This is a genomic window from Plantactinospora siamensis (assembly GCF_042434095.1).
In the GTDB taxonomy this organism is placed as follows: Bacteria; Actinomycetota; Actinomycetes; order Mycobacteriales; family Micromonosporaceae; genus KBS50.
The window spans coordinates 317,419-333,009 of sequence record NZ_JBHLUE010000001.1 but is presented as its reverse complement, the minus strand read 5'-3'; the positions used below and the strand labels follow the sequence as shown (position 1 = coordinate 333,009).

Annotated in this window: 17 protein-coding genes and 1 pseudogene; 11 read left to right on the top strand and 7 right to left on the bottom strand. The window is 74.5% G+C overall.

The window, feature by feature from the left end:
• Positions 1-138: 138 nt before the first annotated feature.
• Positions 139-1,248 (bottom strand): glutamate 5-kinase, encoded by a 1,110-nt coding sequence (gene proB / locus ACFFHU_RS01535; RefSeq protein WP_377334847.1) that lies wholly within the window; start codon positions 1,246-1,248, stop codon positions 139-141.
• A gap of 61 nt (positions 1,249-1,309) precedes the next feature.
• Between proB and ACFFHU_RS01530 the strand changes: the two genes are divergently transcribed.
• Positions 1,310-1,669, top strand: coding sequence for an MGMT family protein (locus ACFFHU_RS01530; protein WP_377334845.1), 360 nt, complete (start codon positions 1,310-1,312; stop codon positions 1,667-1,669).
• A 30-nt stretch (positions 1,670-1,699) separates the two neighbouring features.
• Here the strand turns inward: ACFFHU_RS01530 and ACFFHU_RS01525 are convergent, their stop codons facing one another.
• Both ACFFHU_RS01525 and ACFFHU_RS01520 read right to left on the bottom strand, forming a co-directional pair.
• Positions 1,700-2,167 (bottom strand): DoxX family protein, encoded by a 468-nt coding sequence (locus ACFFHU_RS01525; RefSeq protein ID WP_377334843.1) that lies wholly within the window; start codon positions 2,165-2,167, stop codon positions 1,700-1,702.
• 146 nt (positions 2,168-2,313) lie between these two features.
• On the bottom strand, positions 2,314-3,186 hold the full coding sequence (locus ACFFHU_RS01520; protein WP_377334841.1) for an RNA methyltransferase: 873 nt from the start codon (positions 3,184-3,186) through the stop codon (positions 2,314-2,316).
• A 117-nt stretch (positions 3,187-3,303) separates the two neighbouring features.
• Here ACFFHU_RS01520 and ACFFHU_RS01515 point away from each other — a divergent pair, with 117 nt between their 5' ends.
• A complete protein-coding gene (locus ACFFHU_RS01515; protein ID WP_377334839.1) occupies positions 3,304-4,338 on the top strand; it encodes a GNAT family N-acetyltransferase in 1,035 nt (344 codons plus the stop codon).
• 59 nt (positions 4,339-4,397) lie between these two features.
• Here the strand turns inward: ACFFHU_RS01515 and ACFFHU_RS01510 are convergent, their stop codons facing one another.
• Together ACFFHU_RS01510 and ACFFHU_RS01505 are read right to left on the bottom strand one after the other, a co-directional pair.
• Complete coding sequence (locus tag ACFFHU_RS01510) at positions 4,398-5,648, bottom strand: hypothetical protein (RefSeq protein ID WP_377334837.1); 1,251 nt, start codon at positions 5,646-5,648, stop codon at positions 4,398-4,400.
• Positions 5,641-6,222, bottom strand: coding sequence for a SigE family RNA polymerase sigma factor (locus ACFFHU_RS01505; protein WP_377334835.1), 582 nt, complete (start codon positions 6,220-6,222; stop codon positions 5,641-5,643). Before ACFFHU_RS01505 ends, ACFFHU_RS01510 begins: the two co-directional genes overlap by 8 nt.
• A 136-nt stretch (positions 6,223-6,358) precedes the next feature.
• Between ACFFHU_RS01505 and ACFFHU_RS01500 the strand changes: the two genes are divergently transcribed.
• Positions 6,359-6,922: an NADH-quinone oxidoreductase subunit B gene (locus ACFFHU_RS01500; RefSeq protein WP_377334833.1), complete on the top strand. Its 564-nt coding sequence runs from the start codon at positions 6,359-6,361 to the stop codon at positions 6,920-6,922.
• 153 nt (positions 6,923-7,075) lie between these two features.
• On the opposite strand, the gene ACFFHU_RS01495 is transcribed toward ACFFHU_RS01500, so the two are convergent.
• The gene (locus ACFFHU_RS01495; RefSeq protein WP_377334831.1) at positions 7,076-8,119 is read right to left on the bottom strand and encodes a glucose 1-dehydrogenase; all 1,044 of its coding nucleotides are present in this window, start codon (positions 8,117-8,119) and stop codon (positions 7,076-7,078) included.
• A gap of 113 nt (positions 8,120-8,232) precedes the next feature.
• Here ACFFHU_RS01495 and ACFFHU_RS01490 point away from each other — a divergent pair, with 113 nt between their 5' ends.
• From ACFFHU_RS01490 to ACFFHU_RS01475, 4 genes and pseudogenes are all read left to right on the top strand, one after another.
• On the top strand, positions 8,233-8,892 hold the full coding sequence (locus ACFFHU_RS01490) for a hypothetical protein (protein ID WP_377334829.1): 660 nt from the start codon (positions 8,233-8,235) through the stop codon (positions 8,890-8,892).
• A gap of 9 nt (positions 8,893-8,901) precedes the next feature.
• A pseudogene (locus ACFFHU_RS01485) lies at positions 8,902-9,498 on the top strand (NADH-quinone oxidoreductase subunit C); the annotation flags it as partial.
• Between the two features lie 281 nt (positions 9,499-9,779).
• On the top strand, positions 9,780-10,742 hold the full coding sequence (locus ACFFHU_RS01480) for a complex I subunit 1/NuoH family protein (protein WP_377334827.1): 963 nt from the start codon (positions 9,780-9,782) through the stop codon (positions 10,740-10,742).
• 74 nt (positions 10,743-10,816) lie between these two features.
• The gene (locus tag ACFFHU_RS01475) at positions 10,817-11,224 is read left to right on the top strand and encodes an ester cyclase (RefSeq protein WP_377334825.1); all 408 of its coding nucleotides are present in this window, start codon (positions 10,817-10,819) and stop codon (positions 11,222-11,224) included.
• A gap of 47 nt (positions 11,225-11,271) precedes the next feature.
• On the opposite strand, the gene ACFFHU_RS01470 is transcribed toward ACFFHU_RS01475, so the two are convergent.
• Positions 11,272-11,847, bottom strand: a complete 576-nt coding sequence (locus ACFFHU_RS01470) for a Uma2 family endonuclease (protein WP_377334823.1) — start codon at positions 11,845-11,847, stop codon at positions 11,272-11,274.
• A 97-nt stretch (positions 11,848-11,944) separates the two neighbouring features.
• On the opposite strand from ACFFHU_RS01470, the gene ACFFHU_RS01465 reads away from it, so the two are divergent.
• Genes ACFFHU_RS01465 through ACFFHU_RS01450 form a run of 4 tightly spaced genes read left to right on the top strand, consistent with a single transcriptional unit; the run spans position 11,945 to position 15,517 of the window.
• Complete coding sequence (locus ACFFHU_RS01465; RefSeq protein ID WP_377334821.1) at positions 11,945-12,589, top strand: NuoI/complex I 23 kDa subunit family protein; 645 nt, start codon at positions 11,945-11,947, stop codon at positions 12,587-12,589.
• On the top strand, positions 12,586-13,089 hold the full coding sequence (locus ACFFHU_RS01460; protein ID WP_377334819.1) for an NADH-quinone oxidoreductase subunit J family protein: 504 nt from the start codon (positions 12,586-12,588) through the stop codon (positions 13,087-13,089). Before ACFFHU_RS01465 ends, ACFFHU_RS01460 begins: the two co-directional genes overlap by 4 nt.
• Complete coding sequence (gene nuoK, locus ACFFHU_RS01455; RefSeq protein ID WP_377334817.1) at positions 13,086-13,559, top strand: NADH-quinone oxidoreductase subunit NuoK; 474 nt, start codon at positions 13,086-13,088, stop codon at positions 13,557-13,559. Before ACFFHU_RS01460 ends, nuoK begins: the two co-directional genes overlap by 4 nt.
• The gene (locus ACFFHU_RS01450; RefSeq protein ID WP_377334815.1) at positions 13,556-15,517 is read left to right on the top strand and encodes an NADH-quinone oxidoreductase subunit 5 family protein; all 1,962 of its coding nucleotides are present in this window, start codon (positions 13,556-13,558) and stop codon (positions 15,515-15,517) included. Before nuoK ends, ACFFHU_RS01450 begins: the two co-directional genes overlap by 4 nt.
• Positions 15,518-15,591 lie beyond the last annotated feature (74 nt).

The following is a 15,591-nucleotide window of genomic DNA, read 5'->3' as shown; positions in this document are numbered from 1 at the left end:
TACGGCTACCACAACCCACAAGCCCTCATCACCATGGCCATGCTCCGCCGAGGAGGCCTCTGCCCACCCCTACCCGGACGACCATGAACCCACGACAACGTCAGTAGACCCCAAAAAGCGATAACAAGGGGCCCTTCCTTACAGCAGGACCAGGTCGTCGCGGTGGACGACCTCGCGCTCGTAGGCCGGGCCGAGGGTGGCCGCCAGCTCCGGGGTGGACCGGCCGAGCAGCCCGGGCAGTTCATGAGCGTCGTAGTTCACCAGCCCGCGGGCCACCGGCGCGCCCGCCGTGTCCACCAGGTCAACGGGGTCGCCCGCGGTGAACGCGCCGTCCACCGCGGTGATCCCGGCCGGCAGCAGCGATTTGCGGCGGCGCACCACCGCCTGCACGGCGCCGGCGTCCAGGTGCAGCCGCCCGCGCGGCGCGGTCGCATGGGCCAGCCAGAACAGCCGGGCCGCCGGCCGCCGTTCCGCCGGGTGGAACAGGGTGCCGACGGGCTCGCCGGCCAGCGCGGCCGCGGCCAGCGGCGCCGCGGTGAGCACGACCGGGATGCCGAACCCGGTGGCGATCCGCGCCGCCTCCACCTTGGTGACCATGCCCCCGGTGCCGACGCCGGCCCGGCCGGTCCCGCCGATCCGCACCTGGGCCAGGTCGCTGTCGTCCCGGATGTCGGCGATCCGCCTGCTGTCCGGCCAGGCCGGATCGCCGGTCCACAGCGCGTCCACGTCGGACAGCAGGACCAGCAGGTCGGCCTGGATGAGCGCCGCCACGAGGGCCGCGAGCCGATCGTTGTCGCCGAACCGGATCTCGTCGGTGGCCACCGTGTCGTTCTCGTTGACGATCGGCACGGCGCCCAGGTCGAGCAGCTTGCGCAGGGTGCGGTACGCGTTGCGGTAGTGCGCGCGCCGGGTCACGTCGTCCACGGTCAGCAGCACCTGGCCAACCGTGTGCCCGTGCCGGCCGAAGCTGTCCGCGTACCGGCCGATGAGCAGGCCCTGGCCGACGCTGGCCGCCGCCTGCTGGCTGGCCAGGTCGCGCGGCCGGCGGGTCAGTCCGAGCGGGGCCAGCCCGGCGGCGATCGCGCCGGAGGAGACCAGCACCACCTCGCCGCCGCGCGCCCGGGCATCGGCCAGGGCGGCGGTCAGCCGGTCCACGAGGGCGGCGTCCAAACCGCCGCCCCGGGCGGTCAGCGAGGACGAGCCCACCTTCACCACGACCCGCCGGGCGCCGGTCACCACGTCACGCACCCGCCCATTCTGGTACGGGCGTTCCGATCCGGCCCGGGTGCTTCCCATATCCTGGCTCGATGTGACCCCCGAGGAGTACGTCGAGCAGGTGCTGAGCCTCGTCGAGCGGATCCCGCCGGGGCGGGTCATGTCGTACGGGGCCATCGCCGACCAGCTGGCCGAGCGGTCCGGCCGGGAGTCGGCCCGGCTGGTGGGCACGATCATGGCCCGGCACGGTGGCGGGGTGCCGTGGCACCGCGTGGTCAACTCGGCCGGCCGGCTGCCGCCGGGACACGAGCGGCGGGCCCGGGAGCGGCTGGTCGCCGAGGGCACGCCGCTGCGCGGCGACCGGGTCGACATGTCCCGCGCCGCCTGGACACCCGGGCTTTCGGACGATCCAGCCGGGCCAGAAGACGCCAGCCACCCCATCCGGTCGCGGTGAGGTGGCTGGCGTATCCGTGGCGTCGCGGGCTCAGCTGGCGACGGCCGGTTCCCGGCTGCCGTCGAGCGGCTCGCCGGTCCGGTCCGGAACGGCACCCCGGCCGGTCATCCGGGCGATGAGCCGGTCGAGCGAGTACGGGCCGCCGCCGAAGACCGTGATGATCAGGAACGACCAGCAGAACATCGCGGCCAGCTCGCCGCCGTTGCGGATGGGCAGCAGCGCCTTCTCCTGGTGTACGGAGAAGTACGCGTAGGCCATGGAGCCGGAGGCGATCAGCGCGGCGGGCCGGGTCGCCAGGCCGACCAGCACCAGAGCGCCGGCGATGAGCTGGATCAGGGCGGCGTACCAGCCGGGCCAGGTGCCGGCCGGGACGGAGTGGCCGGTGCCCTGGTTGCCGCCGAGCACGCCGAAGATGCTGGCGATCCCGTGGCACAGGAACAGGAGCCCCGCCACGGCCCGGAACAGGGAGAGCACGGCGGCGTTCAGTTGAGGAGGCATCGACATCGACCTACCAAAACGGGGAAGTCAGGTGACGTTCATCGATGAACGTCGATAGATGACCCGGATCCTAGGGTAGGCATTCAAGGAAATCAATATATGTGCTTCGATGGTCCGGATGCTGGTAACGATCGGTTGCTCAGCGCTCAGTCGCGCACCGCGTCGTGGTGGGACCGGTCGCGGCCGCCACGCCGGACGCCGTTCCGGCGCTGCGTGGCGGCCTCGTACAGCACCACGGTGGCGGCCGTGGCCGCGTTGAGCGAGCTGGCGGCCCCGGTGATCGGGATCCGGACCAGGTCGTCGCAGGCCGCCCGCCACCCGGCGCTCAGCCCGTGCGTCTCGTTGCCGATCAGGACGACGAGCGGGCCGGTCAGGTCCGCCGTCGCGGCCTCGGTGTCGCCGTGCTCGTCGGTGCCGACGATCCGCAGTGGCACGCCCCGGCCGCGCAGCGTGGCCACCCAGTCCAGCACCTCCGCCGGACCGTCGACCCGCACGGTCGGCATCGCGAACAGCGAACCGGTGCTGGCCCGTACGGTCTTGGGGTCGTACGGGTCGGCCGCGTGCCCGGTCACCACCACTCCGGACGCCCCGAACGCGTCGGCGGACCTGATCACGGTGCCCAGGTTGCCCGGTGTGGTGGGCCGGTCGAAGACCACCACCAGGGCGTCCGGGCGCACCGGTATCCGGTCCAGCCGGTCGGCGGGCATCCCGACGACGGCCACCAGCTCCGGCGGCCCCTCCGCCTTGCCGCCCAGCTCGGCGAGCAGCTCCGGGGCCATCGCCACCCGGGTGGCCGTCGGCACCCGGTCGAGGAGATCGCGGGCCCAGCCCGACAGCGGCCCGGTCCCGGCGTACAGCAGCGCCGAGACGCGCCAGCCGTGCTCGACGGCCAGCGTGATGGGGCGGACGCCCTGCACCAGGAACTCGCCGCTCCGGTGCCGCTTGGTGCGGTTGCCGAGCAGCGCCTGCCACTGCTGGAAGCTGGCGTTCCGACTGGTGACCCGGACGGTTCTGGACACGCGCTGCGGGTTCCCTCTGCTCGGCATGGCTGTCCCGGCCATGCTAATCGGTTGCCCGCTGCCGACTCCGCGGCGAGGATGCCTGGCACCACCAAGGCGGACGGCGGGAGACCCGACATGGACATCCGGAGGGCCGTCCCGGCGGACGCGGCCGGGATGGTGGCGGTACGCGCGACGGTCGCCCCGTACCTGGTCCGGGGGGTCGAATCGACCCGCCGGATGCTGGCCGAGCCGGCCCCGGGCGAGGACGCCGCCGTGTTCGTCGCGGTGACCACCGACGAGCCGGCGGCCCGCGCGGAGCCGGCGGCGCGCGCGGAGCCGACGGCCCGCGCGGAGCCGGCTGCGCGTGCGGAGGCGGCGGCCCGCGACGAGGCGGCCCGCCGGGCGCCGGCGGCGGGCGGTGCGCTGGTGGCCGGCGGTGTGCTGGTGGCGACGGCCTCCGCGCACCGCGTCGCCACGAGCGCGGCGGGCGACCTCGGTGGGGTGGCCGTCCTGGTGCGACCCGACCACCGTGGCCGGGGCATCGGCGCCGAGCTGCTCTCGGCCGCGCTCGACCACCTGCGCGGCCTCGGCCTGCGCCGGGCCCGCGCCTTCGCCCAGACCGGGTCGGTGGACTTCGCCCGCCGGCACGGCTTCGAGCCGAGCCGGGAGGTCCGGTTTGCCGGACTGTCGCTGCGCCCCGCGCCGGCCGCCCCGTCGCCACCGGCCGGGGTACGCCTGGCCCCGCTCACCGGCTGGGATCCGGCCGAGTTCTTCCCGCCGTACCGGGCCGCCGCGGCCGACGAGCCCGGTGACGAGCCGATCGACGCGCTCGACTACGCCGGCTGGCGGTTCGACGTGTGGGACGAGGTCGACCTGGCCCGGGACCTGAGCGTGGTGGCCACCGTCGACGGCGCGGTGGCGGCGTTCACCCTGGTCCGCCGGGACGGCGCGCGGATCTGGTCGGACATGACCGCGACCGTCCCGGCGTACCGGGGTCGGGGGCTCGCGGGCCTGGTGAAGCGGGCGGCCCTGCACCGGGCGGCCGGCGCCGGCGTGGCGATGGCCTACACCGCGAACGACGAGGCGAACGCGCCGATGCTGGCGGTCAACCGCCGGCTCGGCTACCGCCGGGTCGCCGCCCAGTGGTCCTGCCTGGCCGACCTGCGCTGAGGCCGCGCGGCGACCGGCCGGCGGTCCCGGGCGGGACCGCCGGCCGGCGGGGTGATCGGTCAGTCGAACCGGACGGGCGTTACGACGTCGCTGTCCGCCGGGTTCAGGTCCTTCCACAATCGGGCGCTGCTGTCGAATCTCTCTGCCATGACGCGCACCTTGAGGCCGCCCGCCGGCGGCGGATCCTGGTAGGTGACCGGGAAGGTGTACGAACGCTGCTCGCCGGCGGCCAGCTTCGGCAGCACGCAGGTGGGTACGTGATCGATAATCTTCGGCAACGTGCCGCAGGCCGACCACGCGCCGCCGTCGGGCTTGCCCCAGTCGGCCGTGGCCGATTCGCTGGACAGGTCCAGCACGACGTAATCGGCGTCCAGCGGACCCTTGTTGGTCACGGTGATGGCCAGCGAGCCGTGCCGCTTCCCGTCGGTGTCCGGCGGGCCGTACGCCAGCGGGCCGGCGGTGACCACGAGGTCGGTGAGCCGGGTGTCCGGCCCCCAGCCGGTCGGCCCGGCGGTCTGCCGGAAGCCGTGCCCGGTCCAGCCGTACGTCCGCCACTGCTTGCGGGCCCAGTATTCCGGCGTGCTGCAGCAGGGCTGGAGGTCGGCCACCTGCACCCGGAGCGAGCCGGGGCCGTTGTCGGCCACCGCGGTGATCCAGGCGATCTCGTTGGGCGCGGGGTCGAGCGTCTCGGTGCGGGCCACCTGGCCGAGCGTCACGACGTTCCCGTCGGAGTCCCGGTCGAGGGCCACCACCTGCTGGTACGCGGCCTCGCCCGGGCGGCAGCCGACCGTGACCACCGTCTCCTGCGCCCCGTCGGCGTCGACGTCGGCGTACAGCAGGTCCATCAGCTCGATCCGGCCGATGGATTGGCCGGCGATGACCCGCACGTGCCGGGTCGCGCAGTTGGCGTAGGCCGCCCGCGCCGGCCACGGCGGAAGGTCGAGCCGGGTCCGCAGCAGCTGCGCGCGCCCGATCCGGCCGTCCGGCGCGGGCGGCTCGCTGGTGGGAGCGGCGGACGGGCTGCCGCTGGTCGGGCCGGCGGACGGGGTCGGTGAGCCGGTGGTCGCGGTCGGCGCCGGGGTGGCGGTGCCGGCCGGCGTCGGTGCCGCCTTGTGGTCCAGCGCCGCGTACGCGGCCACCGGCCCCACCACCAGGGCCAGGCCCGTCGCGGCGGCAACCGCCATGACGGTACGCCGGCGGCGGCGGACGGTACGCCGGACCGCGTCGGGCCCGGCCGGCGCGACGCACGGCAGCACGGCCGCGCGGAACGCCTCGAATTCGGCGTCGAGCGGTGCGGTCGGCTCAGGCATGACGCTGCTCCTCGGTGTGCTCCGTCAGTTGCGCGGCGAGCGCCGCCCGGCCGCGGTGCAACCACGACTTCACGGTGCCCTCGGCCACCCCCTCCTGCAGGGCGATCTCCGCGACCGGAATGTCGGCCAGGTGGTGCAGGACGACGGCGCGCCGGTGGTTGGCCGGCAGGGTGGCCAGCGCGGTGGCCAGCGCCACCCGGTCGGGCGTCGGGCCGGCCACGTGTTCCTCGCGCTGCCGGCGCAGGTAGTTCTGCGCGGTTCGCAACCGCCGCCAGCGGCTGGTGGCGAGGTTCCAGGCGACCCGGCGGACCCAGGCCACCGGATCGTCGAAGCCGACCACGGCCGACCAGCGGGCGAACGCCCGGCAGAACGCCTCCTGCGCCAGGTCCTGGGCCTGCTGCAGGTCGCCCGTGTAGCCGTAGAGCTGCACGGTCAGCGACCGGAAATGGGCATGGTAGAACTCGTCGAACGAGATCTCCGGGGCTCTCGCCGGTTGTGCCGGGAGGTGGTCCAGCGCCGGCGGGTCGCCGGCGCTGGGTGGACCACCGCGGTCCCGGTCTGCTGTCACCGTCACACTGCCTCCCCCGTTGCGGCCGGGCCGATGCCCGGACATCCGTTAACACGCCTCGGGCTCACATCCAGTTGCGCCGATCCGGCCGTCGCGGGGTGGGTTAGGGTCGGGTAACGGACAGCGGGAGGGGGCGGCGGGGGTGCAGTTGCCGGAGGTGCTCGGCGAGCCGATCCGGTTCGTGCTGAACTGGGGTCGGCGCTACTCACTCTGGGTGTTCAACTTCGGGCTGGCCTGCTGCGCCATCGAGTTCATCGCCACCAGCATGGGCCGGCACGACTTCATCCGGCTCGGCGTGATCCCGTTCGCCCACGGTCCCCGGCAGGCCGATCTCATGGTGGTCTCCGGGACGGTCACCGACAAGATGGCGCCGGCCATCAAGCGGCTGTACGACCAGATGCCGGAGCCGAAGTACGTGATCTCGTTCGGCGCCTGCTCCAACTGCGGCGGCCCGTACTGGGACTCCTACTCGGTGACCAAGGGCGTCGACCAGATCATCCCGGTCGACGTGTACGTGCCGGGCTGCCCGCCCCGCCCGGAGGCCCTGCTGCACGGCATCCTGCGGCTGCAGGACAAGATCGCCGCCGAACGGTCCGGTCCCGGCGGGGTGTCCCGGCCGGACCCGCTGGCCGCGCCGGCCGGCGAGGTGCCGGCGCCGCCGGCCGGCGGCCTCACCGCCCCCCTCGTACGCCCGCCCGAGGCGTAAGGAAGGGCCCCTTCTTATCGTTTCCGGTATAGGAAGGGCCCCTTCTTAACGGCCCGCCGGCGTGACGGCCCGCCGGCGTGACGGCCCGCCGGCGTGACGGCGCCGGCGTGACGGGCCGCCGGCGTGACGGCGGCTCGGTGCGGCGCGGCGGGCTCAGGCCGTGAAGTCGAGGACCACCTTGATGTCGCCGTCGGCGTGCTCGTACGCCGCGGCGAAGTCGGCGACCGGGACCCGGCGGGTGATGAGCGAGGACAGCCAGCCCGGGTCGGCCTTGCTGAGCGCCTCGGCGGCCAGCTGCCAGTGCCGCCGGTTGGCGTTGACCGAGCCGAAGACCACGTTGTTCTCCAGCACCAGCGCGCGGTTCAGCGCTCCCGCGTCGAAGTCGATGCTGCGGCCGCCGCTGGAGACGCCGGTCAGGCAGACGATGCCGTTGTTGCCGGCCCGGCACATGCTGTCCAGCACCAGGGCCGGCGCCCCGGTGCACTCGACCACGATGTCCGGCTCGAAGTCCAGGTCGGCGAGGTCGGAATGGTAGGACCCACCGAGCGCCCGCACCAGGCCCGGCTTCGGCCCTCCGGTGACCCGGTCCAGCACGTGTACGTCGTACCCCCGCTGGGCGGCGAGCAGCGCGGCCAGCAGCCCGATCGGGCCGGCGCCGGTCACCAGCACGGTCCGCGGCTCCCAGGTGGCGCGCCGGCCGATCCGTTCGATGTGGTCCCATGCCTTGGCCACCACGCTGGTCGGCTCGAGCAGCACGCCGACCTGCTCCAGCGCCGGGTCCAGCGGCACCGCGTACGACGGCTCGATCCGCCACCGTTCGCGGGCGAAGCCGGGCAGCCCCTTGATGCCGTGCTCGGTGTAGCGACCGTTGCGGCACATGTCCCACTCGCCGACCGCGCAGTTGGGGCAGGGCACCGGGTCGGCGTGCCGGACGATGCCGGCCACCAGGTCACCGGGGCGCAGCGTGCCGGTGGAGTCCTCCAGCACCCGGCCCAACGACTCGTGGCCGAGCACCAGCACGTCGCTGCCCGGCTGGGCCTCGCCGTACTGGCCGTCGATGATCTCGTGGTCGGTGCCGCAGATGCCGACGGCCAGCGCCTCGACGAGCACGGCGCCCTCCCGCGGGTCTGGCTCGGGGAATTCCTCGTCGAGCCGCAGCGAGTGGGCCGTACCCGGGGTGATCGTGATGGCGCGCACGCCGTCATCTTTCCCGCGTACCGCGCGCTTCACCCCTCCAATGTCCAATTAACCACCGTGGCGGGCAAAGAACAAGACTTGATCTTGGCGGCCCGGCGGCGCACCCTCGGGCCATGACCTGGGACCCCTTCGGCACCCTCGGCAACGCGCTCTGGATCGGCGGCGGCCAGTGGGCCGGCAAATCGACAGTGGCCAACCTGCTCGCCCACCGGCACGGCCTCACGGCGTACCACTATGACTACGCCGACGCGCGCGGCCGGGAGGACCGGCGGATCGCCCGGGCGGTACGCGCCGGCACCACCTTCGCCCGCGACTTCGAGGCCATGTTCGTGACCGGCCCCCCCGAGAGGATGGCCGCGGACGTGCTGGCCGACTTCGCCGCCGGCTTCGAGTGGGTGCTGGACGATTTGCGGGCGCTCGTCTCCGGCCGGCCGATCCTGGCCGAGGGCTATGGGCTGCGGCCGGAACTCGTGGTGCCGGCCGTCGCGCCGCCCGGACGGATGGTGGTCATGGTGCCCACGCCCGAGTTCCAGCTGCGGCAGGCCCGCGAGCTGCCCCGCGCCGGCGCCATCTCGGCACCCACCAGCGACCCCGAGCGGGCGCAGCGCAACCGGCTGGCCCGGGATCGGCTGCTGGCGCAGGACGCGGCGCGCTCCGCGCGGGCGCTGGGCGTGCCGGTGATCGAGGTGGACGGGGAGCGGTCCGTGGAGCAGATCGCGGACGAGGTGGCGAAGCTCTTCGGGCCTTGGCTGCCCGCGCTCGACGGGCCCTAGGATCGACGCATGACCCCGGACGAGATCGGCGAACGGCTGGTCGCGGCGCTCGCCGCGCCGGAGGGGACGACCCGCGCCGGTACGTCCGGTGGCCAGGCGTACGCGCGCGCCACCGTGGACGTACCGGTGGATCGGTGGCGGGCGGCCCTGCTGGCCGCCCGGGACTCGCCCGAGCTGGGCTTCGACTATTTCGACTGGCTGTCCGCCGTGGACGAGCTGGCGGACGGGTTCGACGTGGTGGTCCACCTGTGGTCGACCCGGCACCGGCACGGGCTGCTGATCCGGACCCGGGTGCCCCGGGAGGCGCCCGAGGTGCCGTCCGTGCTGGACGTCTACCCGGGCGCCGACTGGCACGAGCGGGAGACGTACGAGATGTTCGGGATCGGCTTCACCGGCCGGCCCGCGCCGGCGCCGCTGCTGCTGCCGCCGGAGTTCGAGGGCCACCCGCTGCGCAAGGAGTTCGTGCTGGCGTCCCGGGTGGCGAAGCCGTGGCCGGGCGCCAAGGAGCCCGGCGAGTCGGAGGCCGGGGTGGCCCGCCGGCAGCCGATGCGGCCGCCGGGCGTACCGGCGCCGGGCGAGTGGGGGCTGCCCGCCGCGCCGGCCGGCCCGGCCCGACGGCCCGGCGCCGCCCGTCCGGACCGGCCCGCCCGTCCCGGCCCGGCGGACCGGGCGGTACGCCCCGAGCGGCCGACCCGGGCCGACCGGCCAGTGCCGCCCGGCGGCGACGTGGCGGTCAACCCGGCTGGCGCGCCCGCGGACCCGTCGGCGCCCACGACCGGGCCGGCCGGCGCCTCCGGCGCGTCGGCGACCCCGGCCGAGCCGCCGTCCGCGGGCGAGCCGCCGTCCGCCGATCCGGGCGGATCGGCCGACCGGGGGGAGCGGTCCTGATGCCGGCTTGGCTGGAACTGGCGCTGCGGGTGGTGTGCGTGCTGGCGGCGTTCCTGACCCTGCCGCTGGTGGTGGGGCAGGCCGAGCACAAGGTGATGGCGCACATGCAGGGCCGGCTCGGTCCGATGTACGCGGGCGCCTTCCACGGCTGGGCGCAGCTCATCGCCGACGGCGTCAAGTTCGTGCAGAAGGAGGACGTCACGCCCGACGGCGCGGACCGGCCGGTGTTCCGGCTGGCGCCGGTGATCGCGCTGCTGCCGTACCTGCTGGCGTTGCTGGTGATCCCGCTCGGGCCGCACGGTCTGGTCGCTCAGCCGCTCGACGTGGGGCTGTTCTTCGTGCTGGCCGTGGTGGGCATCGGCGTGGTCGCCGTGCTCATGTCGGCCTGGGCCTCGGCCAACAAGTACAGCCTGCTGGGCGGCCTGCGCGGGGCCGCGCAGCTGCTCGGGTACGAGTTGCCGCTGGTGCTCGCGGCCGCGAGCGTGGCCATGGCCGCCGGCACGCTGAGCCTGCCCGGCATCGTCGAGGCGTGGCGGCCGTGGTGGCTGCTCTGGCAGGCCCCGGCCCTGGTGGTGTTCTTCGTGGCCGGGCTGGCGGAGATCCGCCGGCCGCCGTTCGACATGCCGATCGCCGACTCGGAGCTCGTGTTCGGCTACCTGACCGAGTACACCGGTCTGCGCTTCGCCTTCTTCCTGCTCGCCGAGTACGTCGGGATCGTGGTCATCGCGGCGCTCACCACCGTGCTGTTCCTGGGCGGCTGGCGGGGACCGTTCGGGGACGACTACCTCGGTTGGCTGTGGACGCTGTTGAAGCTGTTTGCGGTGGCCTTCGTGATCATCTGGTTCCGGGTCTCCTACCCCCGGCTGCGCGAGGACCAGCTGCAGCGGCTGTGCTGGCTGGTGCTCGTGCCGCTGTCGCTGGGCCAGCTCGTGCTCACGGCGGCGGTCCGGATCGCGTTGTAGGCCGCCGTCGGTGGCTCGGCTCGGCGTCGATCCGGCCGCTCCGGGGCAGCGGCCGGCGCACTAGGCTGCTCGCCGTGCTGGACGCGGAGACGGTGGGTCGCCGGTTGGTGGCCGACGTGTGGAACGGCGGGCGCGAGGAGTCGGCGTACGAGCTGATCGGGCCCGACTGCCCCGGCCTTGGTGGGGTTGGCCCGGAGGCCACCCTGGCCTGGCACCGGGACCGCCGGGGCGCGTTCCCGGACCTGCGTTACAAGCTGGTCGACGTGGTGGCCTCGGCCGATCGCGTGGCGCTGCGCTGGCGGGCCGCCGGCACCCAGCGCGGCCGGTTCGGACCGGTGCCGCCCACCGGTCGGCTGGTGAGCTATTCGGGCGCCACGTTCCTGCGCCTCGACGGGGACGGCCGGATCAGCGACGTGTGGAGCGTCAACGAGCTGTTCCAGGTGCTCCAGCAGCTTGGCGTGGAGATGCTCCCGCCCGCGTGACCGCCGCCCCCGACGCGACGAGCCCATCGAGGGCCCGTCGAGCACGGCTACAGGTGCCGGGGCCGGAGCCGGGCGATCGACAGGTTCATCGGGAACGGCTCACCGGTGTCGACGAACTTGGTCCACCGCCCGGTCTGCGTGTACAGCTCATCGACCGGATCCAACTTGTGGGTGTAGACGACCACTTCGCCGTCCTCGATCTCGATCCGCCAGTAGAACGGGATGCCCACCTTGGCGTAGAGGCCGGGCTTCGTGAGCCGGTCCATGGCCTGGGAGCCCTCGGAGACGATCTCGACGGCCAGCACCACCTCATGCGGTTCGAACTTCGCCGGTCGCCGTTCGGCGGCTACCGCGGTGACCACCAGCACGTCGGGAATGAAGGAGCGCTTGCGACTGATCCTTATCTCGACGGCCTGACCGACGGCAAGGTCGTCGGGACAGTCCTCTTCCAGGGCCACCATCAGGCGGCCTGCGATTATCTGGTGAACCATGGTGGGGGAGGGGGACACGAGCAGCACTCCATCGAGTAGTTCCCGGCGGCGGCCGTCCTCCGGCAGCGCGTCCAGGTCATCGGTGGTCCAGCCGCCATCCGGCGGCGGGTCACCTTGCAACGCGGCGGTCATCGGTCGGTCCTTCCCGGTGTGCTCGTTCTCCCCGCCCGCCAGCGTACCGCCGGCAACCGGCGGGGGGTGGTCGCGCGCGCCGCGCGGAGAGGGCAGGATGAACGGCATGGGTGTGCCGGGAGAAGGACTCGCGAAGGGGCTGGGGATCACGCTGAAGACGATGGTCCGGCCATCGCACACCCAGCAGTACCCGGACGTGCAGCCCGAGCTTCCGCCCCGGTCGCGCGGCGTGATCGCGCTACTGGAGGAGAACTGCACGGTCTGCATGCTCTGCGCCCGGGAGTGCCCGGACTGGTGCATCTACATCGACTCGCACAAGGAGGAGGTCGAGGTCCCCGGGGCCGCCCGGTCCCGCCAGCGCAACGTGCTGGACCGGTTCGACATCGACTTCTCGCTCTGCATGTACTGCGGCATCTGCATCGAGGTGTGCCCGTTCGACGCGCTCTACTGGTCACCGGAGTTCGAGTACGCCGAGTACGACATCCGCGACCTGCTGCACGACAAGGACCACCTGGGCGAGTGGATGGCCACCGTGCCGCCCCCGCCGGCGCACGACCGCAACGGCGAGCCGGCCAAGGAGGAGACCGCGGCCGCGCGCAAGGCCACCGGCCCGGCCCGGCCCGCCGCCGGGGGGAGGGCCACCGCCGGGGGCAGGACCGCAGACCCGTCCCGGCCCGCGACCGATCCGGCCACCCCGGCCGTACGCCCCGAGCGGCCGGCCGACCCGGACGGCGCCGGATGACCGGCTCGGACGTCCTGCTGCTGGCCCTCGGCCTCGTGGCGGTCGGCGCGGGCGCCCTGGTGGTGACCACCCGGCACCTGGTCCGGGCCGGCCTGCACCTGGTCGTCTGCCTGGGCGCGGTGGCCGGCCTCTACCTGGTGCTCGGCGCCGAGCTGGTGGCCTGGGTGCAGGTGCTCATCTATGTGGGCGCCATCGTGGTGCTGCTGCTGTTCGCCGCCATGCTGACCCGGGCCCCGATCGGCGCGTCGACCGAGCATGACCGGCCCGGCTGGGCCGCCGCCCTGGTGGGCGGGGGCGCCGGGCTGGGCCTGACCGGGCTGCTGATCGACGCGTACCGCTGGTCCAGCGTGCCCCGCCCGGTGGCCGGCACCGCCGAGCGGCTCGGCGCGGAGATCTTCCGTGGCTGGGTGCTGCCGTTCGAGGTGCTCTCCGTGCTGCTGCTGGCCGCCCTCGTGGGCGCCATCGTGGTGTCCCGGCCCGAGATCGGCCGCCACCGGTGAGGCCCGTCATCCCGTACGTCACGGCCGCCCTGCTGTTCGGGCTGGGCGCGTACGGGGTGCTGCGCCGGCGCAACGCGGTGCTGCTGCTGATGGCGGTCGAGCTGCTGCTGAACGGGGTCAACCTGATCCTCGTCACCGCCGACACCACGGTCCGGGCCGCCGTGCCGGCCGGCGGGCAGGTGTTCACGCTGTTCGTGATCGTGCTGGCCGCCGCGGAGGTCGGGGTGGGGCTGGCCATCGTGCTGCAGCTCTACCGGCTGCGCGCCGACGTGGCGGTCGACTCGGTGCGCCTGGACGGCCCGCCGCCGGACGTGGTCGCCCTGCCGGACGGCGACGCCCTGCCGGACGGCGATGCCCTGCCGTCGGGCGACGCGGCGCCGGTCGGGGACGCGGTCCCGGGCCGGGGCTGGCCGCCCGGCCCCGACTCGCCGCCGGGCGGCGGGACGTCGACCGGGCAGGTGCGGCGGTGAACCGCTCGGTGCTGCTCGGCGCGCTGCTGCCCGGCGTGCCGTTCGCGGTGGCGCTGGCCGGGTTCCTGCTGCCGCCGTCGCCCCGGGGCCTGCCGACGGGCTCGGTCGTGGCCCGGTCCCGGACCGTGCCGGTGGTCCTGGGCGTTGCCGGCGCGGCGGTGGCGCTGGTGGCCTCGGTGGCGCTGCTGGCCACCGTCGGCGCCGGGGTGGACGCCGGCACCCGGTGGATCGACCTGGGTGGCCTCGCCGTGACCCTCGGACTCCGGCTCGACCCGGCCGCCGCGCTGGTGGCGGTGGCGGTGTCGGCCGTGGCGCTGGCCGTGCAGGTCTACTCGCCCGCCTACCTGCGTCGGGACGCCGAGGGCGACGTGGACCACCGGTACGCCCCGTACGCGGCCCAGGTGAGCCTGTTCACCGCGGCCATGCTGCTGGTGGTGGTGGCCGGCGACCTGGTCATGCTGCTGGTCGGTTGGGAGGTGATGGGCCTCTGCTCCTACCTGCTCATCGCGCACGACCGGCGGCTGCCGGAGGCGCCCGCCGCGGCCGTGAAGGCGTTCCTGGTCACCCGGGTGGGCGACGTCGGGTTCCTGCTCGGCATCGCGCTGCTCGGGGTGGGCGCCGGCAGCTTCCGGATCGCCGACGTGCTGGCGCACGACTACTCCGCCGGCACGCTCACCGCGGCCTGCCTGCTCCTGCTGGCCGGCGTGGCCGGCAAGAGCGCCCAGTTCCCGCTGCACACCTGGCTGCCGGACGCGATGGCCGGCCCCACGCCGATCTCCGCGCTGATCCACGCGGCCACCATGGTGGCGGCCGGGATCTACGTGGTGACCCGCCTCTACCCGCTGTTCCTGGCCGCGCCCGTGACGCTCGCCGTGCTGGGGGTGATGGCCGCCGCGACGCTGCTGCTGGGCGCGCTGGCGGCCACCGCGCAGGACGACCTCAAGCGGGTGCTGGCCTGGTCCACCGTCTCGCAGATCGGCTACATGGCCGGCGCGCTCGCCGTCGGCTCGCCGGCCGCGGCGCTGTTCCACCTGCTCACCCACGCGGCGTTCAAGGCGCTGCTGTTCCTCGGCGCCGGCGCGGTGATCCACGCGGTGGGCAGCACGCTGCTGCCGGCCATGGGCGGGCTGCGCCGGAACATGCCGGCGACGTTCTGGGCGATGGCGGTGGGTCTCGGCGCGCTGGCCGGGCTGCCGCCGCTGTCCGGCTTCTGGAGCAAGGACGGCATCCTGGTGGTCGCCCAGGACGCGGCCCTGCACGGCGCCGGGCCGGCGGCCGCCTGGGTCGGCTGGCTGGTCTGGCTGGCCGGGCTCGTCGGCGTCGCGGTGACCGCCTGGTACGCCACCCGGCTGCTGCTGCTCACCTTCGCGGGCGACAATCGCAGCCCGGCCGCGCACCCGCATGACCCGCCGCCGTCGATGCGCTGGCCGATCCTGCTGCTCGCGGTGCCGGCCGCGCTGCTCGGGCTGGCCGGCTTCGCCGGTGGGTTCCGCGACCGGCTCACCGGCTCGGCCACCCTCGCCGGCACCGGCCCGGCCGTCCCGGCCGCGCCGGTCGGCCGGGCCGAGCTGATCCACGTCGGGCCGGGGCTGCTGCTGCCGCTGGCGCTGCTCGTGATCGGGGCGGCGGCCGCCGGTGCGGCCTGGCGACGCGACCGGTCCGGCGATCCGGCCGCGACCCTGGGCCCGCTCCGGTCGCTGTTCGCAACCGGCTTCCGGCTCGACGACGTCCAGCACGCCCTCGTGGTACGTCCGGTCCGGGCGCTCGCCCGGGCGGTGCGCCGCGCCGACGAGGGCGTGGTGGACGGCGCGGTCGAGGGGACCGGGCGGGTCGCGCTCCGCTTCGGCGGCCGGCTGGGCGCGCTGCACCGGGCCGGCCTGCCCCGGGCCGCCACGGCCGTGCTGGCCGGCGCGCTGCTGCTCGCCCTCTTCGCCGCCACCCTGGGCGCCGCCGCATGACCGCACCCGAAGGAAGGGCCCCTTCTTATCGTTGCCGGTATAGGAAGGGCCCCCTCTTAACACCTCCACCTCCC